Origin of the sequence: Streptomyces sp. NBC_01264 (genome assembly GCF_026340675.1) — a bacterium.
Classification (GTDB): Bacteria; Actinomycetota; Actinomycetes; order Streptomycetales; family Streptomycetaceae; genus Streptomyces.
This window is the reverse complement of the sequence record NZ_JAPEOX010000006.1, coordinates 66058-82840: the sequence shown is the minus strand read 5'-3', so window position 1 is coordinate 82840 and position 16783 is coordinate 66058. Positions and strand designations below refer to the sequence as shown.

The 16783-nt window shown below is 72.3% G+C and carries 6 protein-coding genes and 3 pseudogenes; 3 read left to right on the top strand and 6 right to left on the bottom strand.

What is annotated here, in order from left to right; genetic code table 11:
* The 3 genes from OG435_RS48275 to OG435_RS48265 are packed head-to-tail and all read right to left on the bottom strand — an operon-like array spanning nucleotide 1 to nucleotide 12165.
* A complete protein-coding gene (locus tag OG435_RS48275) occupies nucleotides 1-339 on the bottom strand; it encodes an acyl carrier protein (RefSeq protein WP_430625876.1) in 339 nt (112 codons plus the stop codon).
* Nucleotides 336-5048 (bottom strand): type I polyketide synthase, encoded by a 4713-nt coding sequence (locus OG435_RS48270; RefSeq protein ID WP_266888110.1) that lies wholly within the window; start codon nucleotides 5046-5048, stop codon nucleotides 336-338. The genes OG435_RS48275 and OG435_RS48270 overlap by 4 nt, the downstream gene beginning before the upstream one ends.
* Before the next feature lies 1 nt (nucleotide 5049).
* Nucleotides 5050-12165, bottom strand: a complete 7116-nt coding sequence (locus tag OG435_RS48265; protein WP_266888108.1) for a type I polyketide synthase — start codon at nucleotides 12163-12165, stop codon at nucleotides 5050-5052.
* A 543-nt stretch (nucleotides 12166-12708) separates the two neighbouring features.
* Here OG435_RS48265 and OG435_RS48260 point away from each other — a divergent pair.
* Together OG435_RS48260 and OG435_RS48255 are read left to right on the top strand one after the other, a co-directional pair.
* Nucleotides 12709-13359, top strand: a complete 651-nt coding sequence (locus OG435_RS48260) for a cyclase (protein ID WP_266888106.1) — start codon at nucleotides 12709-12711, stop codon at nucleotides 13357-13359.
* A 347-nt stretch (nucleotides 13360-13706) separates the two neighbouring features.
* Entirely contained in the window at nucleotides 13707-13832 is a 126-nt protein-coding gene (locus tag OG435_RS48255) for a hypothetical protein (RefSeq protein WP_266888104.1), read from the top strand.
* A 52-nt stretch (nucleotides 13833-13884) separates the two neighbouring features.
* On the opposite strand, the pseudogene OG435_RS48250 reads toward OG435_RS48255, so the two are convergent.
* A pseudogene (locus OG435_RS48250) lies at nucleotides 13885-14094 on the bottom strand (transposase); the annotation flags it as partial.
* Nucleotides 14095-14330: 236 nt separating this feature from the next.
* Here OG435_RS48250 and OG435_RS50900 point away from each other — a divergent pair.
* Nucleotides 14331-14765, top strand: coding sequence for a DUF6233 domain-containing protein (locus OG435_RS50900; protein WP_430625875.1), 435 nt, complete (start codon nucleotides 14331-14333; stop codon nucleotides 14763-14765).
* 415 nt (nucleotides 14766-15180) lie between these two features.
* Here OG435_RS50900 and OG435_RS48245 read toward each other — a convergent pair.
* Both OG435_RS48245 and OG435_RS48240 read right to left on the bottom strand, forming a co-directional pair.
* Nucleotides 15181-15486 (bottom strand): annotated as a pseudogene (locus OG435_RS48245) (transposase); the annotation flags it as partial.
* 246 nt (nucleotides 15487-15732) lie between these two features.
* Nucleotides 15733-16749: pseudogene (locus tag OG435_RS48240) on the bottom strand (ISAs1 family transposase); the annotation flags it as partial.
* Between the last annotated feature and the right edge of the window lie 34 nt (nucleotides 16750-16783).

Here is a 16783-nt window from a genome sequence, read left to right as displayed (position 1 = left end):
TCAGTCCCGTCCCGCGGCCTTCAGGCACACGCTGACGTGTTCGACGAGCCTGCCCACGCTGAGGTCGATGATCTCCTCCAGCTCCATGGAAGCCACGAACTCGGCGAAATTCACCGAGCGGCCGTAGCGGTCTTCCAGCAGGCCGGCGAGCATCACCAGGTCGATGCTCTCCAGTTCGAGGTCCCGGCCGAACCGGGTTTCCTTCGTGATCTCGGTTTCGTCGAGCCCGTACTCACCCATGACCTCTTCGATCATGGCGGTCAGATCGGTGAGGATCGCTGCCTCGTCGGCGCGCGCGGAGCCAACGGGTGTGGGGCCGTTGGGCCGGGTGGTGGTCACGTCTGGTCCCTTTCGTCTCTGTTGGGGCCCGCCCCGGGGTCTTCCGGTTCCGGGCCGGTGGTCCATGCCACGACGTAGGCGCGGGGCGGCAGTCCGGGCGGGTTGTCGACCCGCCCGCACCGCACCCGGTACGTGCGGGCCGGCGTGTTCGGGCCGCCGGGCGTGTCGGATGTGCCGGGTGGGTGCACGGCTACGGTCAGCCAGTCCGCCCACGCCCGGGTCACTTCGAAATCGCGCGGCCTGCCGGCGAACCCGGTGCCCTCGGCCTTGGCGGCGGCCTCCTTCGCCGCCCAGAAGCGGGTGAACCAGAGCGCGGGTGTTCCCTCGCCCGATGCCTGCCGGGCGGCCAGCAGTTCCCGTTCGGCTGCCGTGAGCGCGGTGGCTACGGTAGCCTCGGCAGGCTCGCTGATCTCCTCGATGTCGATGCCCGGACCGGTACCGGGGGCCCCGTTCGCGTGAGGCGGCCGGTGACGGGCCACGGCGACGGCGGCTTCGGCGCGGTGGGCGATCGACACTTCCAGGGGCGGAAGCTCCCGGCCGTGGCGCCCGGTGACATGGGGTCGGCCCGATCCGTCGTTGCGGATGATGAGCTCGGCCGGGTAGACGGGGCCTTCGCCGCCTTCCCAGAGCAGGCGGCGTACAGCGTCCTTGGCCGCGATCCGGCCGAGCAGCCACTGGCGTCGGCCCCGGGGCGGCCGTTCGGCGTATGCGGTGCGTTCGGGTCCGCCCAGCGCGTTGCGCATGATCAGCTCGCGAGAGGCGAGGTCGGGCCAGCGCTCGTACACCAGGGACCAGCCACCGGGGCGGGCGGCGGAAAGGGTGTTGCGGTCCGGGAACCGCTCGACGGGCCGGGTGTGGGGGTCGTTGTCGAAGCGACGGTCCTGCCAGCCGCTGAGCTGTGCCCACACGCGGCCGGAGACGGTGAGTACCGCGTCCGCCTCGAGCACGGTGTCGGTGAGGGACACGATCCGGATGGTGCACTCCACCAGGGTGCCGGGGGCCGGGTGCGGCCCGTAGAAGCGCATGTGCCGCATCCGCACCGGGAAGACCACGGTGCGGACGTCGTGCGTGGCCATGATCCAGTAGCCGAGTACCTGGCCTACGTTGTCCAGCAGGGCGCCCGGCGCGGTCGGGGTGGTCAGCGTGGCGCGCACGTGCCTGGCTCCGATCGCGGACAACCGGGTCATGCCCTGGTACGCGGGGCCGTGGAACATCCACCGCTCACGGTAGATCTGCTCTGCGGTGTGCTCGGGTACGTGCTCGGAGGCGGAATCGGGGGGCTCCGGTGCGGGAGGCGCCTGGGGGTAGCGGTCCGCGAGCTCCACCACCGCGCGGGCGTCGGAGCCGAACGACACCGAGAGCCGGTCGGGCCCTTGCGGGGTCACGACGACGGCTACTTCTACGGGGTGGGCGGCGGTGAGCCACCGGTCGAAGCACGCGTCGTGCACCGCGACGGCCACGCGGCCCTGTGCTGAACGTTCGGCCGCCGCCATCAGGTGCGCCACGATGGTGGTGGCGGGCACCACGGGCCACCGGTCGGCGACGTCCGGCCATCCGGGGCGCTGTGGGAAGAAGCAGTGGTCGAGCAGGTACGGCATCCGGTCCACGTCGACCCGTACGCTCTCGTGCCGGGGGCCGGGGGGGCCGGGGGGGCCGTCGCCGTTCGGCGCCTTCGCCGGCCCCGCGGACCCGGCACGGTACGGTGCCGACTGTCCCGCGCCGGCCTGCCGTCCCGCGCCGGTCCGCCGGGGCGTGCCCGCCGCGGCGATCAGGGTCGCTGCCGTCTCCGCGGTCTCGCGCAGCAAGGCCGTTAGTTCGGCCGCCACGGGTGACGCGGACGTGGCCGTCCCGAGGGCCGCAGCCGGATCGCGGGACAGCACGGTCACGAGTGCGGGGTCCGGCGGCAGGTGCACCAGCGCACTGCCCAGGTCGAGCCGGACGCGCTGTCGGGCGCCGTCCGGGGCCGGTGAGGGCGCGGGCCCGGACGATGGGCAGGGAGCGACGCCCGATTCGGGCGCGTCCAGAACGTGGGGATCGGTTTCCGCACCGACGGTCCACAAGGCGGTGGTCACCCGCCGGAGCTGTGCCAGGCCGCTGCGGTGAGGGGAGTTCGCGGCCACGACCAGGTGGTCGCGTCCGGCGAGGGTGTCACCGACGAGGGAGCCGAGCTGGCCCGGGCCGGCCTGGACGAAAGCACGGACACCGGCCTCGTACAGGGCCTCGGTCAGGGCGCGGAAGCGGACCGGTTCGAGGAGGTGGCGGACGAACAGGGCGCGGATCGCGGCCGGGTCTGCCGGGAAGGGTGCCGCCGTGGTACCCGACCAGACGGGGACGTGCGGGGTCCTGATCCGCATCCTGGCGGAGGCTTCCCTGAAGGGCCCCAGGCACGGTTCGAGCATCGGGGTATGGAATCCGGACCTGAAGGGCAGGACGCGCACGAGGACGCCCTCGGCGCGCAGCTCGGCCGCGAACGCTTCCACGGCCTTCGGCGGCCCGCACACCATCGACTGGTTCGGGGCGTTGTCGTGGGACAGCACGACGGATGGCCGGCCGCCGCCCGCGAGAGCCCGGGTGACCCGGTCCGCGTGGGCCCCCACGGCGGCGTACGCGAGGTCCGCCGCCCGTACGGTCTCCGGGTCCAGAGTGGTCATGAGGGCGTCGACGTCCTCCTCCTCGTACAGCCCGCCGGCGGCCATCGCGGTCCATTCGCCGACGCTGTGCCCGGCGACGGCGTCGGGGACGACGCCGACGCGGCGCAGGGCCGTGTCGAGCAGCCGTCCGACGGCGACGACACCGAGCCCGTGCCGGCCGAGGCCGCCGCCGGGCGCCCGTACCCGGCCGTCGGCGTCGGGCGCCGCGAGTGGTGGTCGGGGCAGCGCGAAGTGGTCGGCCACGTCGTCGATCCGGGGCACGAACTCCCCCTCCAGACCGGGGAAGAGGAAGGCGGTACGGCCCCCTTGCTCGCCGAGGAGCGGGCGGGGGGCGAACCAGACATCGTTTCGCCCGTGCCACGCCTGGGCCTGGGCGACGACGCGCCGGGCCAGTGCGAGCCGCTGCGGCGTGGGACCGACGATGCCCAGCCTCGCGGGCCCGCCGGCAACAGCGCCACGCGTGGTCCGTGGATCGGGGGCGTCCAACAGCGCGCCGAGCGCCTCGGGCGTCGCCGCGCTCAGCAGCAGCACCCGTTCCCTCTCGTTGACGGTGGCCCGGTGGGTGGTCGGGGCGGTGGGGGATGCCGATGCGGCTGCGGGGCTGCCCGAGGCGGAGGGTGCCTGTTCGAGCACGACGTGCGCGTTGATGCCGCCGAATCCGAAGGCGTTCACGGCGGCCCGGCGCGGCCGGCCCGGCCCGGTGACCCATGGGGCGGCTTGCGTCAGGGGGCGAAACCGTGTGGCGGCCAGCGCCGGGTGCGGGTCTTCGCAGTGCAGGGTGGGCAACAGCGTGCCGTGGTGGACGGCGAGGGCTGCCTTGACCAGTCCCGCGATGCCCGCCGCCGGCATCGCGTGTCCGATCATGGACTTCACCGAGCCGATCACCGGCAGGCCGTCCGGGGCCGTCCCCCTGGGCCGCGGCACTCCGAACACCTCCCGGAGTGTGGCGAGTTCGGCGGCGTCACCGGCCGGAGTGCCGGTTCCGTGGGCCTCCAGCAGGCCGAGTGAGCCGGGATCGGCAGGATCGAGGCCAGCGGCCCGCCAGGCCGCCCGGACCGCCCGTGTCTGCCCCGCGGGGTCGGGATTGACCAGCCCCGAGGTGCGGCCGTCGCTGCTGACACCAGTGCCCCGGATCACGGCGTAGACGCGGTCGCCGTCGCGCTCGGCGTCGGCCAGGCGCTTGAGGACGACCACGCCGGTGCCCTCGCCGATGAGGATGCCGTCCGCGTTCCGGTGGAAGGGCCGGATGCGCTCGCTCGGGGAAAGCGCGCGCAGCTGCGAGAACACGCTCCACAGTGTGATGTCGTGGCAGTGGTGCACGCCCCCGGCCAGCATCACGTCACAGCGTCCGGAAGCGAGCGCGGCCACCGCTTGGTCCACGGCGAGCAGTGATGAGGCGCACGCGGCGTCGACTGTATAGGCCGGGCCACGCAGATCGAGCCGATTGGCGACCCGGGACGCGGCAAGGTTGGGTACCAGGCCGATGGCGTCTTCGGGCCGGCTCGCTCCGAGACGGTCGGTGAACGCCGCCCGTACGTGTTCGAGCTGCTCGGCGTTCAGGCCTGGCACGAGGTCGCCGAGGGTGCGTACGAGCTGCCGTGCCGTGCGGACGCGCTGGTCGAGCCGGACCAGACCCGGCGTGAGATAGCCGCCCCTGCCGAGCACGATCCCGACTCGGTCGCGGTCGGGCAGCCGCTCCGTGCCGCCGGCGTCCGTGAGGGCGCTCGCGGCCACGTGCAGCGCGATCAGCTGGTCCGGTTCGGTGCCGGGCACCGAGTGCGGCATGATGCCGAACCGGGTGACGTCGACCTCCGCGACGGCGTCGACGAAGCCGCCGCGCCGGCAGTACACCCGGTCGGCCACGGCCGGTTCCGAAGCGCTGCCGGGGTGGTAGTACTCGCTGTCCCAACGTCCCGGGGGCACCTCGCTGATCACGTCGACGCCGGTGCTGAGGTTGTGCCAGTACGTCTCCAAGTCGGGTGCGCCGGGCAGGAGCACGGCCATGCCCGTGATGGCGACGGGGGCGTGGGCCGCCCCCCCGTGAGCGGGGAGGGTCATCTCACCACTCCGAGGCGGTGTGGACGACGGAGCGGACCGTCTCGTCGCCCCAGGCGAGTTCCCGCAGGAGGGCCTGGGCACCTTCCTCGGGATCGATGAGCGTGATCCCCTGCCGCTTGTAGTGGCGGGCCAGCTCGGGGCCGACCATGCCGGTGTGGTCCTGGGACGGTGCCCACGGGCCCCAGTGGATGGTCAGCGTGCGGCACCCGGTCCGTGCGGCCCAAGCGGCACCGAGCGCATCCAGGGCGTCGTTGGCCGCCGCGTAGTCGGCCTGGCCCCGGTTGCCCATTACGGCGGCGACGCTGCCGAACAGAACGGTGAAGGAGGGCGGCCGGGGCAGTTGTTCCAGGGCAGCTAGCAGTGCCGCGGCGCTGTCGGTCTTGGTGCCGTAGACCTGCCCGAACGACGCCGCGGTCTTCTCCTCCATCAGCCGGTCCTCGATGATCCCGGCGGCGTGGATCGCCCCGTCGATGCGGCCGTACTCCGAGTGGATTTCCTTGACCACCTGGAGCACGGACTGCGCCTCCCGGCAGTCCACGCTGCGGTAGCGCGCGCGGCTGCCCGCGGCCCGCAGCGCGTCCAAGGTCGCGGTCACCTCGCGGCGGGCGAGGACCAGGTCCGCGGCGCGGTCGATCTCGGCGGGGGTGCCGTACCGGCCGGCGGCCGCGAGCACGGCCCGCAGGGCCGTCCGGTCAAGGGCGTCGGCCGTCTCCGGGTCCTCGGGCCCGTCCGGCGCCGGTGTGCGCCCGAGGAGTTCGATCCGGCAGCGGGAGGCGGCGGCCAGAGCGCCCACGCAATGCGCGGTGATGCCGCGGGCACCGCCGACGACGATCACGACGCTATCCCGGTCCAGGCCCAGGGCCGCTGCCTCCGCGGTGCCCCCGCCCGACGGCCCCGCTCCCGTGGTGCCGAGGGTCCCGAGCGGCGCTGCGGTCAGCTCGGGCGCGAATCTGCCGGCCGGGGTGCGCAGGACGACGGGCACGGCGTCGCCCTCGATGAGTTCGGCCACCAGCGCGTCCGCCAGGCGGGCGGGCGACATGTCCGTCCCCAGTTCCAGCCCGACGCAGCGTACGTCCACGGCCGGGTACTCCCGGGCCGCGGTCCGCGTCAGCCCGTCCATGCCGGCGGCCCGGACTCCGGCTGCTGTGCGGGCCAGGAGCAGTTGTCGAGGTCCGCGCCGCAAGGCATCCCGTACGAGCGGGAATCCGGCAGGCAGGAAGGCGGGCCCGTCTTCCCCGAGCGCCGTGAGGACGATGATGCCGTCCAGAGGTCCGTCCGCCTCGAGCGGAGCGTGTTCGGCGCCGAGGAAGACCGGCTCGGCACCGAGCCGGGTCAGCCGGTCGGAGAGTTCCGCCGCGACGCCGCACAGGGCGCCGGTGCCGTCGCCGATCAGGGCGTACCGCGCTCCGGAGAGCGCGGCCGGTCCGGGCTCGGACTCCGGCGCGGGGAGGGGCACGTGCAGCATCTGAAGGCGGCGGGGGGCGGCGACGAGGAGGCCGTCCACCGGAGCCCCGTCGGGTACGCGGGCCGGTACGGTCGCCGCTGCGGCCGCGGCCTCGTGCGCCGGGGTGGCTGCTGCGCCGCCGGAGGAGTCGTCGGGGCCGCCGGAGGGGCCGCCGGCGCGGGTGAACATCCAGTGCGCGATCGCCCGGGCGGTCCGGGCACGGGTGAGCTCCTCCAGCTCCGCGTCGTCCAGGGCGAGTGGGGCGGAGCCGGCGGAGGCACCGAGGCGCCGTGCCAGCTCACCGGCGATCTCGGCGCGCTTGATGGAGTCGACGCTGAGGTCGGCCTCCAGGTCGAGGCCGGGTTCGACCATGTCCAGGGGGTAGCCGGTGCGCTCGCTGATGAGCTCCAGAACCGTGCGCAGCACCCCCTCCTCGGTGAGGGCCCCGGCGCCGGCCCCGTCGGGTTGGGCCGCGTCGGGTTCGGCCGTGGCCGCCGGCGGGGTGCCGTGCGGCAGGAAGGGACCGGTTGCTGCGGGCGCGTCCTGGGCCGGCGTGGCGGCCGGGAGCCTAGGCAGACTTTCCGGTTCCCGTAGCGGCGTCGTCCCTCCCGCCAGGGTGGTCCTCTCCGGGGCGGTGCCGAAGAAGGCGAGGAGAACCTCGCGCTGCGCGGCGATCATGTCCCGGCTGGTCCGGAGGAACTCGGCGACGAGGGCATCTGCCGCACCGGCCGACGTCTGATCGGGATGCGCTGTCACGGGGGTCTCCACGACTCTTCGGGCCGGCGCGAGGGCGCCGGGGAGCGGTTCGCCGGAGGCGGCGCGGACGAGGTGTCCGTCCACGGTCCAGCCGGGTGGGCGCGGTGCGGGTGTCCGGTCGATGTCGACGGCGTCGCGGCCGCGGAACATCCAGTCCGTGACCACGGGCAGTCCGGCGGCGGAGAGCCGGGCAAGTGCGTCCAGGAAGCCCGGGAGCCCGCTGTCGGCCCGCGGCTCGCAGACGACGACACGGTGGGGACGTCCGGACAGGATGTCCGCGACGAGCCGGGTCAGGACCCGGCCGGGTCCCACTTCGACGAAAGTACGCGCACCGGCCTCGTACATCGCCTCGATCTGCGCCACGAAGCGCACCGGGGACCCGATCTGGGCAGCGAGTTCATCGCGGACGGCGTCGGGCTCAGGCTCGTAGGGGCGAGCAGTGCGGTTCGCCCAGACCGGGAACTCCGGTGCGTGCAGCGTGTGCTGTTCGAGAGTCCGCCGGAAGACGGGACCGGCGGCGGCGAGCAGCGGGCTGTGGAAGGCGCAGGCGACCTGGAGCCGCTTCGCCCCGAGACCGGCGTCGCGTAGCTGCAGCAGGGCCGCTTCGATGGCGGCGGTCGGACCGGAGAGGACACTCTGACGAGGGGCGTTGTGGTTGGCGATGATCAGGCCCTGCGGCAGCTTCCGGCCGAGGGCCTGCTCGAGTTCCTCGGGCGTGGCGGCGACCGCGGCCATCGCGCCCGGATCGTGCCCGGCGGCGTCGAGGACGGCCGTCGCACGCGCGGCGCTCAGTGCGGGCAGGGTGTCGGGGTCGATGACGCCCGCGGCGCATAGGGCGACCAGCTCGCCGTAGCTGTGTCCCGCGGCCAGGTCGGGGCGGACACCGGCGCGGGTGAGGAGGTCGTAGGCGGCGAGTTCGACGATCCCCAGTGCCGGCTGGGCCGCTCTGGTGTCGGTCAGGGCCTGCCGGGCGCGCTCCCGTGCGGCATCATCGAACGCCGCGGGCGGGTAGAGGGCGCCGGGAATGTGGGCGCCTCCCCCCGTGTCCAGCAGCCGGCTCAGTTCCGGGAAGGCGGTGAGCAGGTGCGCGGACATCCCCGGGCGCTGGCTGCCCTGCCCGGGGAACAGGAACGCCGTGAGGCCGCGGTCGCCGCTGCCCCCCTCCGCGAGGTGGACAACGGGTGGCGCGGCACCTGGCGGCCCCGCAGCGGGGCCGGCCGTGGGTGGGTCCTGGGCGGCGCCGCCGACGTCGACGGCGCCGAGGGCGTCGATCGTGTGCCTGAGCCGCAGGCACAGGTCGGCCGGACTGTCCGCGACGAAGGCGGCGCGTACGGTGCCCTGCGCCCGGCCCGCGCGGTGGGAGGCCGTGGCGGCCAGGTCGCGCAGCCGCCACGGGGCGGTCCCCGCCTCGGCCGCGGCAGCCAGGTCGAACAGGTCGGCGGCGGCTCGGCGGGCCGCCTCGCGAGTGGCTCCCCGTACGGTGAACAGCTCCGACGGCCAGGCGTTCCGTGCGTGGACCGGCGGCGGCCCGTCGCCGCCGTGCGCCGCGAGGACGACGTGGAAGTTGGTGCCGCCGAAGCCGAACGCGCTCACGCCTCCGAAGCGCCGTTCGGGCGGGGCCGGCCACGGCATCGCCTCCCGGTGGAAGACGAACGGGCTCTCGCCTTCCTTCCACGCGGAGAGCGGCCGCCGCAGGTGCAGCGTGGGCGGCCGTATGCCGGTGTGGAGAGCGAGTGCGGTCTTGATGAGTCCGGCCAGCCCCGCGGCGCACTTGGTGTGCCCGATCTGCGACTTCACCGAGCCCAGGACGCACGCGCCGCTCTGGGCGCCCGCCCGGGCGAACACCTCGGTCAGGACGCCCAGTTCGGTACGGTCGCCCACGACCGTACCGGTACCGTGCGCCTCCAGGAGAGCGACCTGCGCGGGTGACACCCCGGCCTTGTGATAGGCGCGTTCGAGAGCGGCGCGCTGGCCCTCCGGTCGCGGCGCGGTCAGCCCGAGGGAGCGGCCGTCACTGGAACTGCCGACCCCCTTGATGACGCCGTACACGCGGTCTCCGTCGCGTTCGGCGTCCGCGAGGCGCTTGAGGACGACGCAGGCGACGCCCTCCCCGAGGACGATCCCGTCGGCGGCGTCGTCGAAGGGCCTGGACCGACCGGTGGGCGAGAGCGCGTGCACGGAGGTGAACAGGGCGTAGTCGGTGATGCTGTTGTGCAGGTCGACGCCCCCGCACAGCATCACGTCGCTGGAGCCGAGCCGCAGTTCCTTGCAAGCGACGTCGACGGCGGCAAGGGAGGACGCACAGGCGGCGTCGACGGTGAAGTTGGGGCCGCGCAGGTCGAGGCGGTTGGCCACCCGCCCGGAGATGACGTTGGCGAGCATGCCGGGGAAGGTGTCCTCGGTCAGCCGCGGGAGCTGTTCCTCCAGCTCGGCGGGGACGTGTCCGTAGTAGGACGGGAGCACCGCTCGAAGGGTCGTGGCGTTGGACAGGTCGCTGCCCGCCTCGGCACCGAAGACGACACCCGCCCGCGCACGGTCGAAGACCCGGCCGTCCTCCCCGTACCCGGCGTCCTCCAGGGCGCGCCGGGCCGCTTCGAGGGCGAGGAGCTGTACGGGCTCGATGCCTCCCAGCGAGGTCGGCGGGATTCCGTACCGCAGCGGGTCGAAGGGGATCCGGGGCAGGAAGCCGCCCCACTTCGAGGCGCTGACGGCGCCCGGCTCCGGGGAGTAGTGCACGGTGGGGTCCCAGCGCTCCGGCGGCACTTCGGTGACGGCATCGTGGCCGTCGAGAACGAGCGCCCAGAAGGCGGACAGGTCCGGTGCCTGGGGGAACATGCAGGCCATGCCCACGATCGCCACGTCCAGTGGTGCGGGTGGGGGCTCGTGGGCCGCGGCGCCCGCGGCCCGGCCCGTACCGGGAGCGAGGCCGCCGCGGAGGGCGGCGGTGCGCCGGTCGAGGTGTTCGGCGGCCCCGTCGGTGACGGAGGCGTGCAGTGCGGCGATGGTGGTGGTGGCGGTGCGCAGTACCGCCACTTCTCCCGCCATGAACATCCCTTCGGCGTACTGGCGGGACTCGTCCACGGGCGCGAGGTCTCCGGCGGCCGTGCGTTCGACGCCCTTGCTGGCGATGCGCAGTCGGCCGACGTTGAGGCGTTCCAGACGCTCCCACATCTCACGTCCGGCGACGCCCTCGGCGCGCAGCCCCTCCTCCACGTCGCGGAAACCGTCACTGAACGGGCTGGGGACGCAGCGGGTGGCGTGCCCGGGGGCGGTGCGCAGCAGCGCGGTCCGCTCGGCGGCGAGGACTTGGCGCTGGAACAGGGGCCTGACCGCGCCGCACGCGACGGCTTCCTCGGTGAACAGATAGGCCGTGCCCATCAGGACGCCCACCGCGCAGCCGCGGGCGGCAAGCGGGGCGGCGAGGGCGGCGACCATGGCCGCGGATCGGGCGTCGTGGATTCCGCCGGCGAGGAACACCTCGACTCCGGCCGCACTGCCCGGGTTCGGATTCTGGTCCATCCAGTCGCCGATAACGGCCAGTTGGGCCTCCCAGAGCGGAAAGCTGTTGCGCGGTCCCACATGGCCGCCGCATTCGGCACCCTCGAAGACGAATCGCAGGGCCCCCGCCTCCAGGTACTGGCGCAGAAGTCCCGGCGAGGGTACGTGCAGGAACGTCTTGATGCCGTCTGCTTCCAGTGCCCGTGCCTGCGAGGGGCGCCCCCCGGCAATGATCACGTGTGTGGGCCGGTGGGCGCGTACGGCCGCCAGCTGGGCGGCGCGGGTCTCTTCCGGCGCGAACCCGAGCACGCCGACGCCCCAGGGACGCCCGGCCAGCGCGGCTCCTGCCTCGGCCAGCAGGGCATGGGCCTGCTCACGGCCGGCGAGTGCCAGGGCCAGGAAAGGCAGGCCCCCGCCGTCGGCCACGGCCTGGGCGAAGTCCGTGCCGTCGCTGACGCGGGTCATGGGACCTTGGGCGATCGGCAGGTGGGTGCCCAGGGCGCGGCTCATGGGCGATCCCGGAAGCAGGACGTCCGCGACGCCGTCACCCTCGACGGCGGCCAGCACCGCGTCGGTGACGGCGCGGACGGCTCCCGCGGCGTCGCGGAAGCTGTCGGCGAAGCGGGCCGCGAGGAAACCGTCCTGGCCCACCGGCAGCAGGTGCCCCTCCACGCCCCGGCCGCCGAGCAGGGCCGCCACCCGCTCCGGGTCGTCGGGCACTCCGTCCGCGGGCGCCGTACCCGGAGACCGGTGGTGCAGGAACCGGTGACCGGCCAGGACAGTGGTCTCGGAGCCGTCCATTGCGCGCAGGATGGACGCGACGGATGCGGGAACCCCGGATTCGGCCAGGAGCGCGAGCTGGGTGTCGAGCACCACTCCTGCGGCCCCGCCCACCACGGCGGCGGCGGCCGTGCCCGGCGCCATGCCCCCACAGGCCCAAACCGGCGGACCTTCGGGGCCGACCGCATCGAGAAGCTGCTGGAGCAAGGTGATCGTGCCGAGGTCGCCGATCCGTCCACCGCACTCGCTGCCGCGGGCGATGAGACCGTGGGCACCTGCGTCCAGGGCGGCCCGGGCCTCGTCCACGCAGGTCACCTCGGCCAGGACGCGCACGCCGCGGGGCAGTTCACCGGGCCGCCAGGCGGCTCCGGCGCCGAGCACCACGGTGTGCGGGAACCTGCCGTCGCGGATGAGGTCGTCGACGGGTAATCGACACCGCGGCCCGACCCGGACTCCATGGCGGCCGGGGAGCCACCTGCGCAGGTCGCCCCAAGCCGCCCGGGCCCTCCGGCCCCCGGCTCCGAGGTCGAGCACACCGAGCCCCCCGCCGCGCGTGACGGCGGCCGCGAGCCGTGCATCGGGCTCGCCGAAAGGAGTCAATCCGATGACCAGGTCCAGGACGTGCTCGGCCGACGTCATAATTCTCCGAGTGCTCGATGCATTATCCGAGGGGGATTTACGTCATTCGAAATTTCCGAAGGAAGACATGGGGCTACGCAGGATCGAAACAGGAATTCAGGCGTTCGGTGGACGTGGCGAAGCTAGTGGCAAATTACTGAAGGGTCAACGCTGCGGCGCTGATCATTCGCAACGGCCCATCGGAGCCGAAACGCTACCGAAGGATGGTGCGTTGCGGAACCAGATGCCCCTCGTGCGATGCCGGGCGAAGAATCAAAGGCGTGAATTGAACGGGTATCCGGTGTGCGTCGCCGTCGAAAGTACTGGTCAGTAGAGTATTTGTCCGGCGCGGTGGAACCCGATCCCCGGGAGCCGTGTCCGGTTTACGTCGCGCGGCGGTCGAAGCCGGCGGCAACGGTGTCGCCCCCGGCCCGGAACCGGCGTAACAGGGTCGCCGCATGCCTGGACTTCCACCGCGGAACGTGCTGGCATGTACACGCCTAGAGGCATTCATTCCGCTTGTCGGGCCCCGCACCGCCCGCTCCCATCCCCTGGAAGGTGAGCATGAGGTCAACCGCCACGCGCCCACGATTACCGATCGTCCTCGCCCTCGCCCTTACGGCAGTCAGTGTCGCGGCCACGTCGGCCACGTCGGCGTCCACTGCCGAGACGCCCGTGGACTTCGCCTGCCAGGCAAAGCCGCCGATCGTCGGACCGCAGGCCTTTGCCATCCCTGCCGGCGTGACCGCAACCGCTCCTGACGCAGCCGCGGCGGGCAGCACTTTCCCGGTGTCGCTGGCCACCGCCCCGATCACCGTGCCGGGAGGGGTCAACGGTTACACCGTACGGTCCATCAGCAACCTGAAGCTGAGCATGCCGATCCCGGCCAATGCAGTGCTGACCGGGAAGTCCTTGTCAGGCGGTTCCGGACTGGGATCGGGCGTCCCAAGTCTCACGACCAGCGGCAGCACCCTGCTCCTGACAGTGCCCGGGCCGATCGGCGGCGGCCAGACCTTCACCCTGCCCGTCGTCCACCTGGACTTGACGGCGGGGGAAAAGGGCACCACCGTCAGTACCCAACTCGCCGGGAGCAGCTACTCGAACCCGGGCCTGACCTTCAACGCCAGCGTCCCGATCTTTGGCTTCCCCGTCAACGTGCCCACCGCCTGCTACCCGTCACCGAACCCAGTGCTCAGCAGCACGAATGTGAGCTGACCCACAGCGCACCGCTGCTGCCCAGACGCCCCGTTCCGGGACGCCGCAACGCTGTCGGTGACGTGATTGTTCGACGCCACCGACAGCAAGTCACGCGCGCCGGACGGGCTGGCGAGCCGTCGGGCAGCGGTCCCCTTCAGGTGGCGCGCGTCGACCGGGGCGGTGCGACGATGGCTGCCCGGCTGCGAAGATCCAGCCGGGAAAGATCAGCCTCGATGCCACGTGCCGAACCCGGCCGTCACCGACATCGGGGCACCCGCCTAGTGCGTGCCCGCTGCTCCAGCAGCTGACGAAGCGGCTGGCCTCCCCCTCGTAGCGTGGAGTCGTGACCCGATGAGGAGTTGAGGGTGGGGAAGCGACGTAGTTACGACGCAGAGTTGATGGCACGTCAGGGCGGCGCGGGAGCCGCGCAGGCCGGTGCCGAACACCGGGCCCTGCACATGCTGGCCACCCCCGCCCTGCAACTCCCCTGACCCATCGCTCGCCACGGGGGCGTGTCAGCGATCTTGTGTAAGTCGTCTGGTGTCATTGGATGCTGAGCCGGTCCTCGAAGAAGAGTGAGAACTGGTTCAGTGCCTCTTTCCAGTGTGCGGCGACGTGGTTCGCGTCGCGCGCTTTCGGGTTGATCTGCTCGCGGACCGCAAGATAGATGGCCTTCAACGCGGCCTGTTCCGAGGGGAAGTGGCCACGGTTTCGGGTGGCCTTGCGGAGCCGGGCGTTCATGGATTCGACCATGGGCCGCAGTAAAGCCGGAGCGGGCGCAGGTCTCGATGACCAGCCCGGTCTGCTTGGCGACCTTCTCGCGAGCGCCCACGGCGGGCTGGAGACGACTCCGGTGACCGGATTAGGATGCCGGTCAGCGTGTGGAGGGGGCTGGGGATGTCGGGGGATGTGGCCAGGGTGGCCGTCGTGCTACCCGACGGCCAGGAGCTGCGGGCCCAGCTGTACGAGCGGCGGCGCGCCGCGGACGGATGGCAGTACCGGGTAGGCATCACCCTCTGGGCCCCCAGCAACAGCAGCGGGCGCGCGGAACCCGCGGAACACGGCGTCTGGCTGGACGCCCGCCACGTCCGCCCCCTCGACGGCGCCGACTACAGCCGCATCCCACCCGTACCATGCCTGCTGCCGACGGGCAGGCCTGGACGCTGCAGGACCTCCCTCACCGCCCCGGCCACCCCGGGGCCCACCTCATCCACATCATCGGGTGCCACCCAGGCGCCGCACTCACCCTCGACCAGGCCCTCGACGCACTGCGCCAGCCCCGCACCGTGCCCTGCCACACCTGCAAAGCCGCCACGTCACTCCCCACCCCCGCCGGTCATGCCCCGCCAATTGATGTAGGGGATCAACGCGGAAACCCGCAGGTCGCGCACGGCATTCACCGTTCGGCGACGCGAGGAAGCTGACACTTGGTCAGATCGGTGGGCTTTCCCATGGTCACCGCCACTGAGCCCGTGCGCCTGACCTCGAGCACAGGACCACCGGCCGGCCGCCTTGGGGAGCACCGATCGACTCGGACTGACACATCATCATTCGATCTCGCGCCCCGAGAAGCCGATCACTGGGGTGAGATGCGACTTCGCCCCTTGATCCCCTACACCACTTGGCGGGACGCCATCCCCCCGCCTGACCCCGGCTGCCTAGAACGGGGACGCCGAACCCCCCAGATACTGCGCCGGGTCTCTGCCGCTGTTCGCTCAGAGGGCGTTTCATCCCGTTGTTTCATCCCAGATTGCCGGGTTAGGTGCAGTTCATAGACCACGCCATGCGGGGGTGGATGGGTCTGTCCAGTAAACGGTGTAACCGTGGTTGGCTTGTAGGTCAGATTCGGTTGTTGGTGAGGCGTCCGTCGAAGGCGATGTCGAAGGCCTGGAGGGCCCGCTTCCAGCGGGTCGTCCAGCGTTTGCGGCCGGCGCCGGTCGGGGCGAGGGACATCACCGCGAGGTAGACGCACTTCATGGCGGAGTTCTCCGAGGGGAAGTGGCCGCGGGCACGCACCGCCCGGCGGATCCTGGCGTTGACGGACTCGATCGCGTTGGTCGTGCAGACGATCCGGCGGATCTCGGCGTCGAACTGCAGGAACGGAACGAACTCCGGCCAGGCGTTCTCCCACAACCTGAGGATCGCCCAGGGCTTGATCAAGTTCCGTGGGTGTCCGGATCGTGGGTGATGCCCAGGATGCCGAGTGCTCGTTGCGGTTCGTGGCGGATGGCTCGGGTGGTCTTGGCGATGTTGGCGGCGCCGAGGGTTTTCAGGGCGCCGATGGCGAGGTTGCGGAGAGTTGCCATCGCGCGGGGTGCGGTTCGGGTGTGGACGGTGGAGGCGGTCCTCGGCGAAAGTGACGTCCCTGGTGTGGTGCGAGGAGTTCTCGATGCCCCAGTGCCCGCGGATTGCGGCGGCCAGGTCGGCTGGGGTGGCTTGGTGGGCGTCGAGGCTGGTGACGGCGTAGACGCTCTCCCGGGTCTCGCGCTGGCCGGTCTGCTTGCGGCGCCGGTGGATGCGGATGGCCAGGCGGGCGTGGGGAAAAGCGATCCCGCCGAGTTGGTCGGGGACGGCGCAGGTCTTGACCGAGCGGGACTCGCGCCTGCCGTGCCCGGTGGCGGAGGCGGTGTGCTGGATGGAGATGTCCCGCCACGGCAGGGATGCGAGCTGGCGGTGAGCCGTCGGCTGGTTGGTCTTGATCACGGCGATGTAGTGGGCCTTCTTGGTCTCGACCAGCCAGGTGATGTTCGCTCGGACCGAGTGGAGGGCGTCGAAGGTGACGACGGTGCCGGCCAGGTCCAGCGGTGTCAGAAGCGGTTGGAAGTGTGTGGTCTCGTTCGTCTTCGCGCCGACCTCCACCTGGGCGATGGTGACGACGGTGCCGTGTGTGACCGCGGAGAGCAGGTGTCGGCGCTTCGCGGTGAGACGGGCTGATCCCTTGAGTGCTTTGCCGTCGACAGCGATCACACGCAGCCGCTCCGACGCCGAGGGTGGTGTCCGGGTGGGCTCGGTGGCAGCACGGTGCCGGTCGGCCAGGTAGGCGCCCACCGCCCGGTCCAGCACATCGCCGTCGACAGCCCCCAGCACGCGACCGATCGTGGCCGGCGACGGGGCGCGCCGCCATCCGAGCAGGTGACGGCGGATACCGATCACTGTCAGGAGTGTGTCCGAGGCGCGCTGGCCCCACTCGGCGAGCTCGTCGATGCTCCTGGCTCCCGAGACGACCGCGCAGGCACACACCAGCAGGACCGCGGTCAGTGAGTACCAGCGGCCCCGCAGTGAGCGCGGATCGGGCACTGCATCGAAGTAGGGGCGCAGATCAGCGACCCGGTCAGCGTCCAGCGGACCCAGCCTCACAAGCACAGCCGGGACGGGAGAAGATATGGCAGCAGGCACGGGCCACCTCATGATCAACGGGCGTAGACACCCAAATGATCACGAA